This is a genomic window from Streptomyces sp. NBC_00859, from assembly GCF_045161865.1.
In the GTDB taxonomy this organism is placed as follows: Bacteria; Actinomycetota; Actinomycetes; order Streptomycetales; family Streptomycetaceae; genus Streptomyces.
Genome location: NZ_CP108826.1, coordinates 5049573 through 5067355, shown reverse-complemented (window position 1 = coordinate 5067355; position 17783 = coordinate 5049573). Strand labels below are relative to the sequence as shown.

Sequence of the window (17783 nt, the reverse complement as noted above, 5' to 3'; positions counted from 1 at the left end):
GATCCCTCCGCGCCCCGCACACCGCCGCCACCACTACCGTGAGGCAGCCATCCGCCGGGCCTTGCGCACCGCCCGCCCAAGGACGCTGCGCCGCAGCGTGCGCATCAGACGGGTCCGCTTCTGCGCCAGCCGCTCGCGCGGGCGACGGACCGTCAGCGCGCCGGAGGCGCCCGAGGCCACGAGCACCAGCGGCAGCCGGGTGCCCGGCCCGCTCTGCGCGCCGACACTCACCGCCATCTCCCAGATTCCGGAGCCGAGTTGCCCGCCGGGCCGCTCGGCACACAGGACCGTCCCCGCGCGCCCCTTGGACGGGAGCAGCCTCGCCGGCGTCCGCACGGCCTCGCCCGAGCCCCTCCGGTCGGTGAGGTGGAGCTCGGCCGGGACTCCGTCCGCGGCTTCGGTGTGCAGCGGCAGCAGCATCTCCAGCAGCAGCGGCTCGTCCATCACCCGGCTCTCCCGCACTCCGAGCTTCCGGTAGTCCTGGGCGAGGCTGCTCGTCGTGGTGCCGACGTCGAGCGAGAGGTTGCCGTGGGGCGCGGTCCAGTACGGCACGACGATCCGGGCCGGTTCGCCCACCAGGGCCGCCCGGCGCCCGGCCGTGACCGCGTCGGTCCGCACCGAGCCGAGCCTGACGTTCTTGTTCCACCCGCACTGGTGGACGCGGACCAGCACGTCCCAGATGCCGGCGCCGAGGGGTGCGCCGCCGGCGGCGGCGTCGGGGGTGACGGTCCCCGTCGCCCGCAGGACCAGCCGGAACTGGCCCGCCCCGGGTCCCTCCACGCGCTCCCTGGTGAACTCGACGGGCTGGTAGAACTCGGCGGAGCTCGACCGCTCCCGTACCACCAGTTCGACCTTGGCCTTGCCGGTGCCCGCGAGGGGATTCACACCGAGCTGCGCGAGCATCTCGGAACTGTTCAGGCCGTCGGGCAGACCGATCAGTTCGTTCCCGTCCTCCTTGACGAAGTGGAGCGGCTCGCCCCCCGCCCGGAGCCCTGCGGTGAACGACATCCGCAGCGCGCCGTCCTCCCACGCGAGTCCGGTGAGCTCGGCATGTGCGGCGATTCCGCGTTCCCAGCGGGCGAAGGACTCGACGTCCTCGTAGCGGTCGGCCTTGATGAACGCGCCGACGAGCTGTTGCGTGGGCAGCAGGGACGCGGAGACGCCCGGCCCGAACCGCTCCACGGCGATCTTGTGCATCTCCTGGAACATCGCCTGCCGGTAGCCGTCGTCGGGCGTGGCCAGCAGTCTGGCGCCGCGCATCCGCTCGATCATCTCGTTGCGGAACCAGCGCCGGTACAGCTTGTCCCGCAGCGGCCCCGGCTCGGTGTACTTCTCGACGACGTCGAGGGCCTCGCTGAGGTTGTGGAAGTACCCCACCGGATCGATGCGCCGGAAGCCCGCGTTCGAGGCGTCGTCGCGCTTCACGTGGTAGTAGCAGACGTAGTCGCTCAGTACGGAGACGTTCTTGGCCCGCAGGTACGCCTCGGCGAAGAACACGTGGTCCTCCAGACGGCGGCGCCCCTCGAGGAAGCGCAGCCCCGTCTCCTCCAGGAAGGACCTGCGCACCATCTTGTGCGGGGTGAGGCTGTCGATCAGGGGGGCGTTCCTGACGTTGGCGCGCGGCCGGTTGACGCGGAAGAGCTCGCGCGGCACGGGCCGCCCCTTGCCCGCCATCTTGCCCACGACGATGTCGGCGTCGTTCGCGACGCCGTAGTCGTACATCCGCTCAAGCGCTTCGTCGCCGAGCCAGTCGTCATTGTCCACGAACATCACGAACTCGCCCTGGGCGGCGTCGATTCCGACGTTGCGCGGCTTGCCGGACCAGCCTGAGTTCTCCTGGTGGACGACGTGCACCTGCGGGTGTTCCGCGGCGAGCCGGTCCAGCCGCTCACCCGTGCCGTCGGTGGAGCCGTCGTCGACGAAGATCGCTTCGTACATGCCGTCAGGAAGCGTCTGTCTCAACAGTGATGCGACGCAGTCCTCGATGTAGGGGCCCGGGTTGTACACCGGAATGATCACGCTGACTTTGACCGTCATGCTGTGCACTCGTTTCCCACTGCTCTGCGCCGGCGATCTCTCGTTGCGGGTGCACAGTACTATCGCCGGGCTCGTTCACCCCGCCGGGTCGGACTGCCGTGTCCGGGGTGAGCGTGCTGGGTCCCGCCGCTGCTCAGCGGGTACGCGGCGTACGGCAGGGCCGGTTCCGGCGCGATGGAGCCGACGGCCTCGGCGTGTCAGTTTCGTACAAATATGCGCAAACCAACAGTCATGGTTCCACTACCGGCAGGCAATGAGGGTGACAAGCGGCCGCGGCCCGGCCCCGCCCTCGGCCCAGCGTCTCGCCGTCAGGCCTTGAGCGCGGCCACAGCGGCCGCGGCGAGCCCGTCCAGATAGCCCTTGGGCAGGCCCTCTCTGACCACCGCGAGCCGCCAGTAGAGCGGACCCACGATCAGTTCGAGCGCCCGCGCCGGGTCGGCGTCGGCGGGCAGCTCGCCGCGGGCCACCGCGTCACGGACCACCGCGGCGGCGACACCCTTCTGGTTGTCGAGCAGTGCCGCCTTGATCGCGTCGGCGATCTCCGGCTGGCGCGCGGCCTCGACCAGCAGATCGGGGATCACCTGGGAGGCGACGGGGTGACGCAGCGCCGTCGCCGCCACGGCGAGCAGGGCGCGCACGTCCCCGTACAGAGAGCCGGTGGCCGGCGCGGGCAGGCCCTGCGCCGCGAAGGCGGTGACCAGGTCGAGGACCAGATAGAGCTTCGACTTCCAGCGGCGGTAGACGGCGGTCTTGCCTACACCGGCCCGGCGGGCGATGGCCTCGATCGACATCCGCGCGTACCCGACCGCCGCCAGTTCCTCGAAGACGGCGGCACGGATGGCCTCCGTCACGTCCTCGCGAAGCACGGCGGCTCCGGCGGGGGCTCGGCGGGGCGTACGGGAATCGGGGGATGCCATGGGGAGAAGTTTACCTATTCGTCGCGACGGGACGGTTGCGTTTCGACGTCGTTCCGTCCTAGCCTCGACGTTACGACGATACGGATCCGTTGCGACGTATGTCGCAGGCGCTCGCACCCGCTCCCCCGGGGCGATCCCGTCGACGTCATCGAACCGCCGACCTCGCCGAACCGCGTCGAACCCGTCGAACTCCGTCGAAAGCGAATGCTGTGATCCCCACGACAGCCCGGAACGCGCCCGCCACGGAGGCGGCGGTTCCGAGGGTCTCCCCGCAGCCCGCCCAGGATCTGGCCGCGCTGGCCGCCGCTCACGGTCTGACCATCAGCGGCGCCCGTCCCACGCTGGTCACGTACATCCGCCGGACCTGGGGCCGCAGGCACTTCATCACTGCCTTCGCCACCGCCCGGCTCACCGCCCAGTACAGCCAGGCGAAGCTGGGGCAGGTCTGGCAGATCATGACGCCGCTGCTGAACGCGGCCGTCTACTACTTCATCTTCGGCGTCCTGCTCGGCACCAGCCACGGCGTCCCGGACTTCATCCCGTTCCTGGTGACCGGCGTCTTCATCTGGACGTTCACCAGCAACTCGATCCAGACCGGCACCCGCGCGATCAGCGGCAGCCTGGGCCTGGTGCGCGCCCTGCACTTCCCGCGCGCCTCACTCCCCATCGCGTACGCCGTCCAGCAGCTCCAGCAGCTGCTCTTCTCGATGGGCGCCCTGATCGTCATCCTGGTCTGCTTCGGCGAGTACCCGAAGGCCAGCTGGCTGCTCGCGGTCCCCGCGCTGGCCCTCCAGGCGCTGTTCAACACCGGGCTCTCGATGGTCATGGCCCGGCTCGCCGCCAAGACGCCGGACGTCTCGCAGCTGATGCCGTTCATCCTGCGTACCTGGATGTACGTCTCGGGCGTGATGTGGAGCATCAAGAAGGTGCTGGCGCACGACAACCTGCCGCACCTCGTCCTGCTGGCGCTCCAGGCCAACCCGGCCGCGGTCTACATCGACCTGATGCGCTACGCGCTCATCGACAGCTACCACGCCAATCAGCTCCCCCCGCACATCTGGGCGCTGGCCATCGGCTGGGCGGTCGTCGCCGGGGTGGGCGGCTTCATCTACTTCTGGAAGGCAGAGGAGCAGTACGGACGTGGCTGAGAACCTGGTGAGCACACTGACCCCGACCATCACTCCGCTCCCCGGCACACCGCGGGACGCGGAGGCCGCGGCGGCGCCGACCGTCATCGCCGACGACCTCCACATCGTCTACAAGATCCAGGGCACCGGATCGGGCAAGGGCAGCGCGACCTCCGCCCTCAACCGGATCGTCACCCGCAAGCCGCGGCCCGGTGTGCGCGAGGTGCACGCCGTCCGAGGCGTCAGCTTCGTCGCTCACAAGGGTGAGGCCATCGGGCTGATCGGCTCCAACGGGTCAGGGAAGTCGACGCTGCTGAAGGCCGTCGCCGGGCTGCTGCCTCCCGCGTCCGGCCGGGTCTACACCCAGGGCCAGCCTTCCCTCCTCGGCGTCAACGCCGCCCTGATGAGCGATCTGACCGGCGAGCGCAATGTGATCCTCGGCGGTCTGGCCATGGGGATGACCCGCGAGGAGGTACGCGAGCGCTACCAGGACATCGTCGACTTCTCCGGCATCAACGAGAAGGGCGACTTCATCTCACTGCCGATGCGTACGTACTCGTCGGGCATGGGCGCACGGCTGCGTTTCTCCATCGCCGCCGCCAAGAGCCACGACGTGCTGATGATCGACGAGGCGCTCTCCACCGGCGACGCGCGGTTCCAGCGCCGCAGCCAGGACCGGATCGCCGAACTTCGCGAGTCGGCCGGCACGGTCTTCCTCGTCAGCCACAGCAACAAGTCGATCCTGGAGACCTGCGAGCGGGCCATCTGGCTGGAGTCGGGGACGATGCGGATGGACGGCCCCGCGGACGAAGTCGTCTCCGCCTACGAGGAATTCACCAAGAAGAAGTAACCGCGGAAGAAACAGCGCGGATGCCGAACGGCCCCGGGCCGCCTGATGTAATTACAGGCGGCCCGGGGCCGTTCGGCATACATCTCGCCCGCGCCGGCGCCTCACCAGGGAGGCACCGGCGCCGCCGTCTCAGATGTGCGTACGCAGGAGCGAGCGCATCGTCCGCATCGCGACCGACAGATTCGCCAGGTCGAAGGCGTCCGAGGACTGGATCTCGTCGAGCGTGGTGCGCGCACGCCCCAGGATCGACGCGTTCTTCTCCTCCCAGGCCTTGAAGCGCTCCTCAGGCGTCGCCGCCCCGTCCCCCGCCGCGAGCACGTCCAGGGTGAGCCCGGCGTGCGCCGCGTACAGGTCCTCGCGGATCGAGGCGCGGGCCATGGACTGCCAGCGGTCGGCCCGCGGCAGTTCGATGATCCGGTCCATCAGCTGGGTGATCGCCAGCCGGTTGCCGAGGTCGTAGTAGACCTCGGCGACGGCCATCGGGTCCTTGTCCGTACGGTCGGCGATCGCCACGATGTCCAGCGCCGGGAAGGCGGCCGAGAACCCGGCGACCTGCCCTGCCAGCTCCTCCGGCACGCCCGCACCGGTCAGCTCGTCCAGGATGCCCTGGTACCACTCCAGGTCGGCGCCCTTGAGCAGGTTCGGCAGCTGGCTCCAGACCTTCGCCACCCCTTCGGTGAAGAAGGCGATGGTCTCGCTCAGGTCCAGCGGCTGCGGACGGTTGCCGAGGAGCCAGCGGGAACCGCGCTCCACGAGCCGGCGGGAGTGCAGCCTGATGCGGGTCTGGACATCGGCCGCGACCTTGTTGTCCAGCTCCTCGACGGCATCCCACACCTCGGCCAGACCGAAGATCTCCCGCGCGGCGGCCTGCGCCCGCACGATCTCCTCGATCGAGGCGCCCGTCTCCTCACGGAGCCGGTGCAGGAAGGTCGAACCACCGGTGTTCACCGTGTCGTTGACCAGGACCGTCGTGATGATCTCGCGCCGCAGCGCGTGGCCGTCGATCGCCTCGGGGTAGCTCTCCCGCAGCGGCTTGGGGAAGTACGCGTGCACCAGCTTCTGCAGGTAGGGGTCGTCCGGCAGACCGGTGGCGATCAGCTCCTGCGCGGCAGTGATCTTGGTGTACGCGAGGAGCACCGCCAGCTCGGGCTGGCTCAGCCCCTTGCCCGCACTGAGCAGTTCACGGACCTGGCGGTCGGTCGGCAGGAACTCCAGCGACCGGTTCAGATGTCCGTCGCGGACCAGCCGGCGCATGAAGCGCTGGTGGGCGTGGAGCAGGGACGGGGCCTGCGACTCGGCGTTGGCGAGCGCGGTGTTCTGCGCGTAGTTGTTGCGCAGCACCAGCGCGCCGACCTCGTCGGTCATCGACGCGAGGATCTTGTTGCGCTGCTTGACGGTCAGGTCGCCCTCGGTGACCATCCCGTTGAGCAGGATCTTGATGTTCACCTCGTGGTCGGATGTGTCCACGCCGGCGCTGTTGTCGATCGCGTCAGTGTTGATCTTGCCGCCCGAGCCGTCGCCGCCCGACCTGGCGTACTCGATACGGCCGAGCTGGGTCAGGCCCAGGTTGCCGCCCTCCCCGACGACCTTGGCGCGCACGTCCTCACCGTTGACCCGGATGGCGTCGTTGGCCTTGTCACCGACGTCCGCGTTGGACTCGGTGGAGGACTTCACGTACGTCCCGATGCCGCCGTTCCACACGAGGTCGACCGGGGCCTTGAGGATTGCCTTCATCAGGTCGGCGGGGGTCATCTTGGACACCCCCGACTCGATGCCGAGCGCCTCGCGGACATGCGCGTTGAGCGGGATCGACTTGGCGCTGCGGGGGTGGATGCCACCGCCCGGCGACAGCAGCGAGGTGTTGTACTCCGCCCACGAGGAGCGCGGCATGTCGAACAGCCTGCGCCGCTCGGCGAAGGAGGTCGCGGCGTCCGGGGCCGGGTCGATGAAGATGTGGCGGTGGTCGAAGGCGGCGACCAGGCGGATGTGCTCGGAGAGCAGCATGCCGTTGCCGAAGACGTCGCCCGACATGTCGCCGACGCCCACCGTGGTGAAGTCCTCGGTCTGGGTGTCGTGACCGAGCTCCCGGAAGTGCCGCTCGACGGACTCCCAGGCTCCACGGGCCGTGATGCCCATGCCCTTGTGGTCGTAGCCCGCGGAGCCGCCCGAAGCGAAGGCGTCCCCGAGCCAGAAGTCGTACGACTCGGCGACCTCGTTGGCGATGTCGGAGAAGGTCGCGGTGCCCTTGTCGGCTGCGACGACGAGGTACGTGTCGTCCTCGTCGTGCCGTACGACACCGGTGGGCGGCACGACCTCTCCGGCGACCAGGTTGTCGGTGATGTCGAGCAGGGCGGAGATGAAGGTCTTGTACGCGGCGATGCCCTCGGCCATCCAGGCGTCCCGGTCCACGGACGGGTCGGGCAGCTGCTTGGCGACGAAGCCGCCCTTGGCGCCCACCGGCACGATCACCGTGTTCTTGACCATCTGCGCCTTGACCAGGCCGAGCACCTCCGTGCGGAAGTCCTCACGCCGGTCGGACCAGCGCAGGCCACCGCGGGCGACCTTGCCGAACCGCAGGTGCACACCCTCGACGCGCGGCGAGTACACCCAGATCTCGTACGCCGGGCGGGGCGCGGGGAGGTCGGGGATGGCCTGCGGGTCGAACTTCATGGAGACGTAGGAGTGGTGCCTGGCCTCTCCCTGCTTGCCCTCCGCGGCGCCGGGCCCCTGACGGCCGGCGCTCCCGCCGGCGCTCTGGAAGAAGTTGGTCCTGAGTGTCGCCTTGATGACGGTGAGGAATGACCGCAGGATGCGGTCCTCGTCGAGGCTCGCCACCTGGTCGAGCGCCCCGTCGAGCTCTTCGAGCAGCCCGTCGGTCAGCTCCGTGCCGGCCCGCTGGCGGCCCGGTGACATCCGGGCCTCGAAGAGCGAGACGAGCAGCCGGGTGGTGTGGACGTTGTTGCGGAGGGTGTCCTCCATGTAGTCCTGGCTGAAGGTCGAACCGGCCTGGCGCAGGTACTTGGCGTACGCGCGCAGGACCATCGCCTGCCGCCAGGTCAGCCCGGCGCCGAGCACCAGGGCGTTGAACCCGTCGTTCTCCGCCTCGCCCGTCCAGGTGGCGGCGAAGGCGTCCTGGACGCGCTCACGGGCGTCGTCGGCGAGGTGGTCGCCGCCCGCACCGTCGATCTGCGGGATCCGCAGCCCGAAGTCGTAGATCCAGGCGTGCGTACGGTCGGCGCAGCGCAGCTCGTACGGGCGCTCGTCGGTGACCTCGACGCCCAGCCTCTGCAGCACCGGCAGCACGGCGGACAGCGAGACCTGCGAGCCGATCCGGTAGATCTTGAAGCGGCGCTCGCCGGGGCCTGCGCCCATCGGCTCGTACAGCGAGAGCGCGAAGTCCTTCTCACCCGGCTGCAGTTGTTCCAGACGGCCCAGGTCGGCGACAGCGGCGCGCGGTGAGTGGTCCGCCTTGTAGCCCTCGGGGAAGGACTGCCCGTAACGGCGCAGCAGCTCTGCGGCCCGCTCCTCACCGCACTCGGCGGTCAGCGCCTCGCCGAAACCGTCGGCCCAGGAACGGGCGGCCTCCACCAGCCTGGCCTCGATGCGGTCGGCGTCGGCGTCGGTGAGCTCGGTCAGCTCGGTGCCCGCCGGGACCCGCACGACGAAGTGCAGCCGGGAGAGGATGGATTCGGTGTTGTGCGCGGTGAAGTCGACGCTGGTGCCGCCGAGTTCTTCCTTGAGGATGTCGATCAGGCGCAGCCGCACCGTGGTGGTGTAGCGGTCGCGCGGCAGGTAGATGAGCGCCGAGTAGTAGCGCCCGTACTCGTCCTGGCGCAGGAAGAGCCGCAGCCGGCGCCGCTCCTGCAGGTAGAGCACGCTCGTGACGATGGAGCGCAGCTGGTCGACGGGGGTCTGGAACAGCTCGTCGCGCGGGTACGTCTCCAGGATCTGCATCAGGTCGCGGCCGTCGTGGCTGTTGGACGTGAAGCCCGCGCCTTCGATGACCTCGGCGACCTTGCGGCGGATGACCGGCACCCGGCGCACGGACTCGGTGTACGCGGCGGACGAGAAAAGCCCGAGGAAGCGCCGCTCGCCGATGACGTTGCCCTTGGCGTCGAACTTCTTGACGCCGACGTAGTCGAGGTAGCTGGGGCGGTGGACCGTCGAGCGGCTGTTGGCCTTGGTCAGCACGAGGATCTTGTGCTCACGGGCCTTGGCTCGGGCGTCGGCGGGGAGCCGGCTGAACGACGGCGAGACCGGGTGCTCCTCGTCGACGCTGTGGTGCGGGTCGGCGCGGAGGATACCGAGCCCGGTGCCGGGTACGGCGGTCAGCGAGTCGTCGTCCGTCAGCTGGTACTCGCGGTAGCCGAGGAAGGTGAAGTGGTCCGCGGCGAGCCAGCGCAGCAGCTCGCGGGCCTCATCCACCTCGCGGGTGGCGAGATCACCCGCGGTCGGCTCGGCCGGCAGGTCGTCGGCGATGCGCAGCGCGGAGTCGCGCATCTTCTCCCAGTCCTCGACGGTCTCCCGCACGTCGGAGAGCACCCGCAGGAGGTCGGCGCTGATCTGCTTCAGATCGGCGCGGTCCGTCTCACGGTCGATCTCGACGTGGATCCAGGACTCGACCAGCGCGTCATGGGCTCCATCGTCGCTGTCGTCCTTGCCGAGCACCTCGATGAGCTTGCCGGTCAGGTCACGGCGCACGAGGACCTGCGGGTGGATCACGACATGGATGCCGCGGCCCTGGCGGGTCAGCTCATTGGTGACCGAGTCGACGAGGAACGGCATGTCGTCGGTGACGACCTCGACGACCGTGTGGCTGCAGGTCCAGCCGTTCTCCTCGACGCTCGGGGTGTGCACCCGGACGTTCGCGGTGCCCTGCGGGCGCTTCTCGGCCAGCCGGTAGTGCGAGAGGGCCGATCCGAAGACGTCCTCGGGGTCGCGGTTCTCCACGTCCTCGGGGGCGGTATGCAGGTAGTAGCGCTGGAGATACGCAAGGACAGTGTCCCGGTCCGGACTCCCCCCGCTCGTGGACCCGCCCGGAAGTTGTCCTCCGGCCGGGCTGTTCTCAGCCACCTGGGCCGCGCGTGCGAGCAGTTCGGCCTTGGGTTCGTCCAGCTTGGTCTGCATGTCCTCTGGCTCCTGTCGCGCGCCGTTGCGTGACGTAGGTGAAAGAAGCGGTACAACGCCACGACCACGACGCCGTGTATCCGGTCGAAGTCGACGTTATGCCGCGATGAGAGATGCCCGTGACGTTATTGGCCATTTTCGGAGGCCGGTCCGGGTGAGGGGTGCCAGCGATGGCCCGGACACCGTAGTGCTCCGGGCGCGGGGCAGAGGCGTCAATGCCCCCGCGAGATATCGCGCTGATCACCTGCCCAGGTTATCGCCCCGGGACCGGTGGACGTCACGGGCCGCATCTGTACAAGTGGGGCACCCCACTTCGACACTTCGTCCAGCTCCGTCCGCATCCTGACGGCCTGGGCGTCGGACCGCGCGCGACCCGCGTCGCGGCCCGTCCTTCAGCCGTTACTCCGGCTGATGTCCCCGGCCTGCCCGTCAGCCTGTACGCAGTCCCGCGGGTCCGCCTGTGCGCCGCCCGGCCCGCCCGCCTGACGGCCGGGACCGGCAGGCCGGAGCGCCCACTCCCGGGCGGTCCTGACCGCCTCGGCCAGCGAGTCCACTACCGGCACACCGGCTGTCTCCAGGCTGGCCCGGCTGTGCGACCCGCCCGTGTAGAGCACCGCCCGCGCCCCGGCGTACGCGGCTGCCACCGCGTCGTCGACCGCGTCACCGATCACCACCACACGGCCGGGTGCGATGCCCTCAAGAGCGGCCAGATGGCGCACCATGTGCTCCGCCTTGCCCCCGTCCGAAGGGCCGGTCCTGCCGTCCACCCGCAGAAAACGCTGCTCGATCCCGTGCGTCCGCACGATCGGTATCAGGTGCTCGTGCGGCGCCAGCGAACAGAGTGACTGGGTGAACCCCGATGCCTGCCACTCCATGAGGAGCTGCTCCGCCCCCGGAGTGAGCCCGGCTCCTCGGGCAAGCGCCCAGTAGTGCCGGTGGAAGGCTTCGTCCATGACGGCCCACTCGGCGTCCGACGGCAGCCGGCCCATCAGCCGCTCGTAGAAGCGCGGAACAGGCACGCAGTACAGGTCCCGGTAACGCTCCAGCGTGATCGGCGGCAGGCCGATCTCCCCGAACGAGGCGTTCGTCGCCTCGATCACCGCGTCGATGTCGTGGAACAGCGTCCCGTTCCAATCCCAGACGAGGTGAGTCCCCGACTCCCCTTGAACGCCCATGCCCGCCCCCGTTCAGCTCTGTCCTGAGACCGCTCGGGCCGCCGCGGACCAATCGCGGTCACGGCCGGTCCCCTCGCGATCTGCTCAGTGGAAACCGTACGCGGGGGGTCTGACAACGGGTCTGTCAGGCGATCAGGTGGGGGATCTCCTGCACACCGAACCAGAGCAGTTCGTGGTCCTCCGCGCCGTCCACCGTGAATTGCGCGTCGTCGTCACCGTGGTCGGCCGCACCCAGCGCACCGGCCGCCGCGGTGATGTCCGGCTCGGCCTCGTCCGCGTCGACGTGGACGGCGGCCGCCTTCGAAAGAGGCACGGCGGAAGCGATACGTACCTCACCGAGCGCTCCCGCCTCAAGGCCACGGTCCGGGTCGGCGACCGCGTCCTGGTCCGCCACGTCGGCGGCGACGACCACCCGGCGGCGGGCGATGTCCGGGGCCCCGGCCAGCATCCGCAGCGAGGCCGACGCCGCCCGGCTGAGGGCCGCATACTCCAGCTCCTCGATGTCGTCGGAGACGTACCACTCGCGCAGCCCGGGAGTGACGGCGTAGGCCGTCAGCGGGCCCGGACCCAGTTCGCCCGCCTCGTGCGCCGCTGCGAGACCGGAGAGGGTCAGTGGGACGTACACACGCATGGCCGGCCGCTTTCGTCGTCGGATGGGCGCCGGGGGCGTCCGATGACCTGGACGGTGCCCGGACGGAGCCCGGTGGTGCCTGATGAAGCCTGATGGAGAGGGTCCCAGGATACGTACCGAGTCCCCCTTCGTGGTGCCGGGAGCAGCCCCCGGCGGCGTCCACCCCGCAGCCGCCGGGACCGCGGCGCATCCGCCCGTGGCGCTGCCCCGTCACCCGGATAGGTGATCCCGTACGGCGCCGCCCCCGCAGGTCCGCCTTCCTTGCCACGGCTCCGGGGTCCCCCGTAGAAGAAGCTCAACAGAAGCTACTGCCCGGTATCGCACCGGGCCCGGCAGAGCGGGGGCTCTCACTTCATGCAGCGGACCAGGCCGGCAGGCCGGCACGACCAGCACAGGCCAGGCAGCACCCCGATCCAGCGCCGGCGGCTCAAGCCGCGCTACTGGTTCGCCGAGCGGCTCCTCGCCGTACTCAGCGGGCAGCGGCCCGTCCACTGGATGCTCGGGCACACCATCGGTGAGGCCTACGACCAGCTGGTGCTGCTGGCGCCGGGCGCGCCCCTGCGGGCACCGGGCATCAGGCCCGTCGTACGCCACTGCGGCGAGTTCGTCCCGGCGCCCGGCGTGATCGAGGCGTTCGCCAGGATCGGCTCGGGCGAACACGTGCAGGCCATGGCGTTCCGGCTGGAACAGGGGGCCGACCTGCGGTGGCGGTGCGCGGCGGTGGAGCTGGGCGGCGAACGCGTCTGCGTCTGAGCCGTACGCCGGGCCGGGCCGCCGTACGGAAGGCGGACAGCGGCCTGCCGGGCGGGGCGGCCCGCACCGCACCGAACGGGCCGGGGCCGGTCACCGCGGAATCTGCGGTGACCGGCCCCGGCCCGTGCTGCGTGCTGCGTGCTGCGTGCTGCGTGCTGCCGCAGGCTCCGCTACTTCTTGCGGCGCCGGCCGCCGCCCTTCTGGGCCTTGCGGCGCTCCGCGCGCGTCATCCCGTCCGCCTCGGAGCGGGACGGGCCGTCCTCGTTCTCGAAGTCGCCCTCGACGACACCGCCCTCACCGTCGACGGTCGGGGCGGAGAAGTGCAGCCTGTCCGGCCGCTGCGGGGCCTCCAGGCCCTTGGCGCGGATCTCCGGACGGGCTGCGGCACCCGCGGGCACCGCGTCCTTCTCCAGCGAGGTCCGCTCCGCCGCGTCCTGCACCGGGACCTCCTCGACCTGCTGCTCGACCTGGACCTCCAGGTTGAACAGATAGCCGACGGACTCCTCCTTGATGCCCTCCATCATGGCGTTGAACATGTCGAAGCCCTCGCGCTGGTACTCGACCAGCGGGTCCTTCTGCGCCATGGCACGGAGGCCGATGCCCTCCTGGAGGTAGTCCATCTCGTAGAGGTGCTCACGCCACTTGCGGTCCAGCACCGAGAGCACCACGCGGCGCTCCAGCTCACGCATGATCTCGGAGCCGAGCTGCTCCTCGCGGCCCGCGTACTGCTCGTGGATGTCGTCCTTGATGGACTCACCGATGAACTCCGCGGTGATACCGGCCCGGTCGCCCGCCGCCTCCTCCAGCTCCTCGACGGTGACCTTCACCGGGTAGAGCTGCTTGAACGCGTTCCACAGGCGGTCCAGGTCCCACTCCTCGGCGAACCCTTCGACCGTCTCCGCCTGGATGTACGCGTCGATGGTGTCGTCCATGAAGTGCTGCACCTGCTCGTGCAGGTCCTCGCCCTCCAGGACCCGGCGGCGCTCACCGTAGATGACCTCGCGCTGGCGGTTCAGAACCTCGTCGTACTTCAGGACGTTCTTACGCGTCTCGAAGTTCTGCTGCTCGACCTGGGACTGCGCCGACGCGATGGCCCGCGTCACCATCTTGTTCTCGATCGGGACGTCGTCCGGCACATTGGCCATCGCCATGACGCGCTCGACCATCTGGGCCTTGAACAGCCGCATCAGGTCGTCGCCGAGCGAGAGGTAGAAGCGGGACTCACCCGGGTCGCCCTGCCGTCCGGAACGGCCGCGCAGCTGGTTGTCGATACGGCGGGACTCGTGCCGCTCGGTGCCCAGGACGTAGAGCCCGCCGAGATCCGTGACCTCGTCGTGCTCGGCCTTGACGGCGCGCTCGGCCTTGGCCAGCGCGGCGGGCAGGGCCGCGGCCCACTCCTCCACGTTCTCGTCGGGGTCCAGGCCGCGCTGACGCAGCTCCGCCTCTGCGAGGTCGTCCGGGTTGCCGCCGAGCTTGATGTCGGTGCCACGTCCGGCCATGTTCGTCGCGACGGTGACAGCACCCTTGCGGCCGGCCTGCGCGATGATCGGCGCCTCCCGGTCGTGCTGCTTCGCGTTGAGCACCTCGTGCTGCACCCCGCGCTTGGAGAGCTGCTGCGAGAGGTACTCGGACTTCTCGACGGAGGTGGTGCCGACCAGGATCGGCTGGCCCTTCTCGTGCTTCTCCGCGATGTCCTCGACGACCGCGTCGAACTTGGCGACCTCGGTGCGGTAGATCAGGTCGGACTGGTCCATGCGGACCATCGGCCGGTTCGTCGGGATCGGCACGACACCGAGCTTGTAGATCTGGTGGAACTCGGCGGCCTCGGTCATGGCCGTACCGGTCATGCCGGAGAGCTTGCCGTACAGGCGGAAGAAGTTCTGCAGGGTGATCGTGGCGAGTGTCTGGTTCTCGTCCTTGATGTCCACCCCTTCCTTCGCCTCGATGGCCTGGTGCATGCCCTCGTTGTAGCGGCGGCCCGCGAGGATACGGCCGGTGTGCTCGTCGACGATCATGACTTCGCCGTCGATGACGACGTAGTCCTTGTCGTTCTTGAAGAGCTCCTTGGCCTTGATCGCGTTGTTGAGGTAACCGACGAGCGGGGTGTTCACCGACTCGTAGAGGTTCTCGATGCCGAGCCAGTCCTCGACCTTGGCGACACCGGGCTCGTGGATGGCGACCGTGCGCTTCTTCTCGTCGACCTCGTAGTCGCCGGTCTCCTCGATGCCCTTGAGCTGGTTGCCCGCTTCACCCTTCGTGAGACGGGTGACCAGCTTGGCGAAGTCGCCGTACCACTTGGTGGCCTGGTCGGCGGGGCCGGAGATGATCAGCGGCGTACGGGCCTCGTCGACCAGAATCGAGTCGACCTCGTCCACGATCGCGTAGTTGTGGCCGCGCTGGACGAGCTCGTCCTGCGACCAGGCCATGTTGTCGCGGAGGTAGTCGAACCCGAACTCGTTGTTCGTGCCGTACGTGATGTCGCACGCGTACTGCTCACGGCGCTGCGCCGGGGTCATGTTGGCGATGATGCAGCCGACTTCGAGGCCCAGGAACTTGTGGACCCGGCCCATCATCTCGGAGTCACGCTCGGCCAGGTAGTCGTTCACCGTGATCAGGTGGACGCCCTTGCCGGACAGCGCGTTCAGATAGGCGGGGAGTGTGCCGACGAGGGTCTTGCCCTCGCCGGTCTTCATCTCGGCGACATAGCCGTGGTGCAGGGCGGCGCCGCCGAGCAGCTGTACGTCGTAGTGACGCTGGCCGAGGACGCGCTTGGCGGCCTCACGGACCGTCGCGAACGCCTCGGGAAGCAGGTCGTCGAGGCTTTCGCCGTCGGCGAACCGCTCCTTGTACTCGTCGGTGAGGGCCCGCAGCTCGGCGTCGGAGAGGTTGACGAAATCCTCTTCGATGGAGTTGACCTGGTCCGCAATGCGGTGCAGCTTGCGCAGGATCTTTCCTTCGCCTGCACGCATGAGCTTGTTGAAGACGGACACGGGGGTTGGTCTCCTTGCCGGTCGGGCCTGGCGCGGTCGAGTTCATGGGCTGAACTTCCCGGGGTGCTACCCCCGGACCCGGGCCGGAGAAACAGACCGACCAGGGAGCCCGGCTTACTTTCACGCGGCAAACCGGGGTAGAGCAACGGCCATCGTAAGCGAGGACCCCGCCGCGCCGGGAGGCCTGCCGCACAGGACAACGGTCGGGGGGTCCGGAAGGTGCCGGGAGAACCCCGAAAAAGCCATGGCGTGTGCTTGCGACGGGACGGGAGAATCGCCTGATGGACCCCGTGACACTCACTTCGGAGCGGCTGCTGCTGCGCCCGCTCACCGGCGCTGACACCGAGGCCGTGTTCCAGGCCTGTCAGGACCCCGACATCCAGCGCTGGACGGTCGTGCCCTCGCCGTACGGGCGCGAGGACGCGGAGAGTTTCGTCTCCCGCACGGTCCCGGACGGCTGGCGGGCGGGCACCAGCCTGACCTTCGCCGTGCTGACCCGCGCGAACACACAGCTGGTGGGTGCCGTCTCCGTGTTCCAGCGCGGGCAGGCAGGCACCTGGGAGGTCGGCTACTGGACGGCCAGGGAACACCGGGGCCACGGATTCATGACCGAGGCGGTGACCGTCCTCACACACTGGTCGTTCGGAACGCTGGGCGCGGAGCGCCTCGAGTGGCGGGCGGAGGTCGGCAACGCGGGCTCGCGGGCGGTGGCGGAGAAGGCCGGATTCCGGCTTGAGGGCGTACTGCGCGCGGACCTCCTGAACAAGGGCACCCGCAGAGACGCCTGGCTGGGCGCGATACTCCCCTCCGACCTGGGACTGCCCACGGAACACGCCTACCTCCCGGCCGGCTCCTGAGCCGGCCTCTCTTCATGCGGGACCCGCGCCTGTCCGCCCGCCCCACCGGCGCGCCGCCCTCCCCGGGGCCACGGGGCCGCAGCCCGGCTGTCGGTGCTGCGGCCTATCGTTCGGGGCATGACTCCTGTGCCGTCCCCAGCCGTCGAACTCTCCGCCGACGAGGCCCGCCGGACAGCGCTGCGCGCCCAGGGGTTCCTGGGCGCTCCGGACCGGCGGAGCGGGGTGCGCGGCGTCCTGCGCCACCTGGGCGCCGTGCAGCTGGACACCATCTCCGTCCTGGCGCGTTCGCACGAGCTGATTCCGTACGCCAGGCTGGGCGCCGTCGGGCGCCGGGCCGTCGAGGACGCGTACTGGACCGGGGGCCGCTCCTTCGAGTACTGGTCGCACGCGGCCTGCATCCTGCCCATCGAGGAGTGGCCGCACTTCGCCTTCCGCCGCCGCGCCTACCGTGACCGCCCGCACTGGAATCACGACCTCCCCGAGTCCGTCTACGAGACAGTGATCAAGCAGCTGCGCGCGGAGGGCCCGCTGACGGCCACCGAGCTGGGCGGCGCGAAGAACGGCGGCGAGTGGTGGGACTGGTCGGCGTCGAAGGTCGCTGTCGAGCGGGCGCTGATGTACGGAGAGGTGGTGTGCACGGAGCGGCGCGGCTGGAAGCGGGTGTACGACCTGGCCGAGCGCGCGATCCCCGGTGCACTGCTCCACGACGGCCTGGACGACCTGGAGTGTGTCCGCCGGCTGGTCGCGCTCGCCGGGAAGTCGCTGGGCGTGGGGACCCGCCAGGACCTCGCGGACTACCACCGGCTCAAGGGTGAGCAGTTCGACGCGGTCGTCGCGGACTCGGGCCTCGTCCCCGTCACCGTCGAGGGCTGGTCCAAGCCGGCCTGGGCGGACCCGGAGGCCCTGGCCTCCTCCCCGGTGCGCGGCCGCCACCGTACGACGCTGCTCTCACCGTTCGACTCGCTTGTCTGGGAACGCGCCCGTACGGAGCGGATCTTCGGCTTCACCCACCGGCTGGAGGCCTATGTCCCCAAGCCCAAGCGGGTCCACGGCTACTTCTCCATGCCGCTGCTCGCCGGGGGGAAGCTGGTCGGAAGGGTCGACCCCGCGCGGGAGGGGACCACGCTGGTGGCCAGGCAGGTCTCCCTGGACGACCGGAAGGCAGTGCGGCCGATGGCCCAGGCTCTGGCCGAGGCCGCGGCCTGGGTGGGGTGCACCGGTGTCCGGGTGGAGCGCATCAACGAACCGGAGCTGCGGGCCCCGCTGATGACGGCCCTGACCGGGGCTCTGGACACGGCCGGGTAGCGGGCCCGGCCCGG

The 17783-nt window shown here is 69.8% G+C and carries 10 protein-coding genes and 1 pseudogene; 5 read left to right on the top strand and 6 right to left on the bottom strand.

Features of this window, described 5'->3' with window-relative positions:
- Positions 1–33: 33 nt before the first annotated feature.
- Both OG584_RS22125 and OG584_RS22120 read right to left on the bottom strand, forming a co-directional pair.
- The gene (locus OG584_RS22125) at positions 34–2037 is read right to left on the bottom strand and encodes a glycosyltransferase family 2 protein (RefSeq protein ID WP_405780310.1); all 2004 of its coding nucleotides are present in this window, start codon (positions 2035–2037) and stop codon (positions 34–36) included.
- 308 nt (positions 2038–2345) lie between these two features.
- Complete coding sequence (locus OG584_RS22120; protein WP_405780308.1) at positions 2346–2954, bottom strand: TetR/AcrR family transcriptional regulator; 609 nt, start codon at positions 2952–2954, stop codon at positions 2346–2348.
- A gap of 209 nt (positions 2955–3163) precedes the next feature.
- Between OG584_RS22120 and OG584_RS22115 the strand changes: the two genes are divergently transcribed.
- Together OG584_RS22115 and OG584_RS22110 are read left to right on the top strand one after the other, a co-directional pair.
- The gene (locus tag OG584_RS22115) at positions 3164–4102 is read left to right on the top strand and encodes an ABC transporter permease (RefSeq protein WP_405780306.1); all 939 of its coding nucleotides are present in this window, start codon (positions 3164–3166) and stop codon (positions 4100–4102) included.
- A 28-nt stretch (positions 4103–4130) separates the two neighbouring features.
- Positions 4131–4931 carry an ABC transporter ATP-binding protein gene (locus OG584_RS22110; protein WP_405784221.1) on the top strand — a complete coding sequence of 267 codons (801 nt, stop codon included), beginning with the start codon at positions 4131–4133 and terminating at the stop codon, positions 4929–4931.
- Between the two features lie 129 nt (positions 4932–5060).
- Here OG584_RS22110 and OG584_RS22105 read toward each other — a convergent pair whose 3' ends face one another.
- The 3 genes and pseudogenes from OG584_RS22105 to OG584_RS22095 all read right to left on the bottom strand — a co-directional run bounded on the left by OG584_RS22105 (position 5061) and on the right by OG584_RS22095 (position 11864).
- Entirely contained in the window at positions 5061–10058 is a 4998-nt protein-coding gene (locus OG584_RS22105; RefSeq protein WP_405780305.1) for an NAD-glutamate dehydrogenase, read from the bottom strand.
- A gap of 509 nt (positions 10059–10567) precedes the next feature.
- Positions 10568–11233: pseudogene (locus OG584_RS22100) on the bottom strand (HAD family hydrolase); the annotation flags it as partial.
- Positions 11234–11357: 124 nt separating this feature from the next.
- Positions 11358–11864 carry a DUF6912 family protein gene (locus OG584_RS22095; RefSeq protein WP_405780303.1) on the bottom strand — a complete coding sequence of 169 codons (507 nt, stop codon included), beginning with the start codon at positions 11862–11864 and terminating at the stop codon, positions 11358–11360.
- 354 nt (positions 11865–12218) lie between these two features.
- Here OG584_RS22095 and OG584_RS22090 point away from each other — a divergent pair, with 354 nt between their 5' ends.
- Positions 12219–12617 (top strand): Rv3235 family protein, encoded by a 399-nt coding sequence (locus OG584_RS22090; RefSeq protein ID WP_405780301.1) that lies wholly within the window; start codon positions 12219–12221, stop codon positions 12615–12617.
- A 170-nt stretch (positions 12618–12787) separates the two neighbouring features.
- On the opposite strand, the gene secA is transcribed toward OG584_RS22090, so the two are convergent.
- Positions 12788–15607, bottom strand: coding sequence for a preprotein translocase subunit SecA (gene secA / locus OG584_RS22085; protein WP_405780300.1), 2820 nt, complete (start codon positions 15605–15607; stop codon positions 12788–12790).
- Between the two features lie 281 nt (positions 15608–15888).
- Between secA and OG584_RS22080 the strand changes: the two genes are divergently transcribed.
- Positions 15889–16464 carry a GNAT family N-acetyltransferase gene (locus tag OG584_RS22080; RefSeq protein WP_405780299.1) on the top strand — a complete coding sequence of 192 codons (576 nt, stop codon included), beginning with the start codon at positions 15889–15891 and terminating at the stop codon, positions 16462–16464.
- A gap of 117 nt (positions 16465–16581) precedes the next feature.
- Complete coding sequence (locus OG584_RS22075; protein ID WP_405780297.1) at positions 16582–17769, top strand: winged helix-turn-helix domain-containing protein; 1188 nt, start codon at positions 16582–16584, stop codon at positions 17767–17769.
- The last annotated feature ends 14 nt before the right edge of the window (positions 17770–17783 follow it).

Bases quoted from the DNA above. Each gene is read 5' to 3' on its own strand.
- OG584_RS22120 (WP_405780308.1), bottom strand. From the start codon at position 2,954: ATGGCATCCCCCGATTCCCGTACGCCCCGCCGAGCCCCCGCCGGAGCC.
- OG584_RS22090 (WP_405780301.1), top strand. From the start codon at position 12,219: ATGCAGCGGACCAGGCCGGCAGGCCGGCACGACCAGCACAGGCCAGGC.
- OG584_RS22080 (WP_405780299.1), top strand. From the start codon at position 15,889: ATGGACCCCGTGACACTCACTTCGGAGCGGCTGCTGCTGCGCCCGCTC.
- OG584_RS22095 (WP_405780303.1), bottom strand. From the start codon at position 11,864: ATGCGTGTGTACGTCCCACTGACCCTCTCCGGTCTCGCAGCGGCGCAC.
- OG584_RS22105 (WP_405780305.1), bottom strand. From the start codon at position 10,058: ATGCAGACCAAGCTGGACGAACCCAAGGCCGAACTGCTCGCACGCGCG.
- OG584_RS22075 (WP_405780297.1), top strand. From the start codon at position 16,582: ATGACTCCTGTGCCGTCCCCAGCCGTCGAACTCTCCGCCGACGAGGCC.
- OG584_RS22125 (WP_405780310.1), bottom strand. From the start codon at position 2,037: ATGACGGTCAAAGTCAGCGTGATCATTCCGGTGTACAACCCGGGCCCC.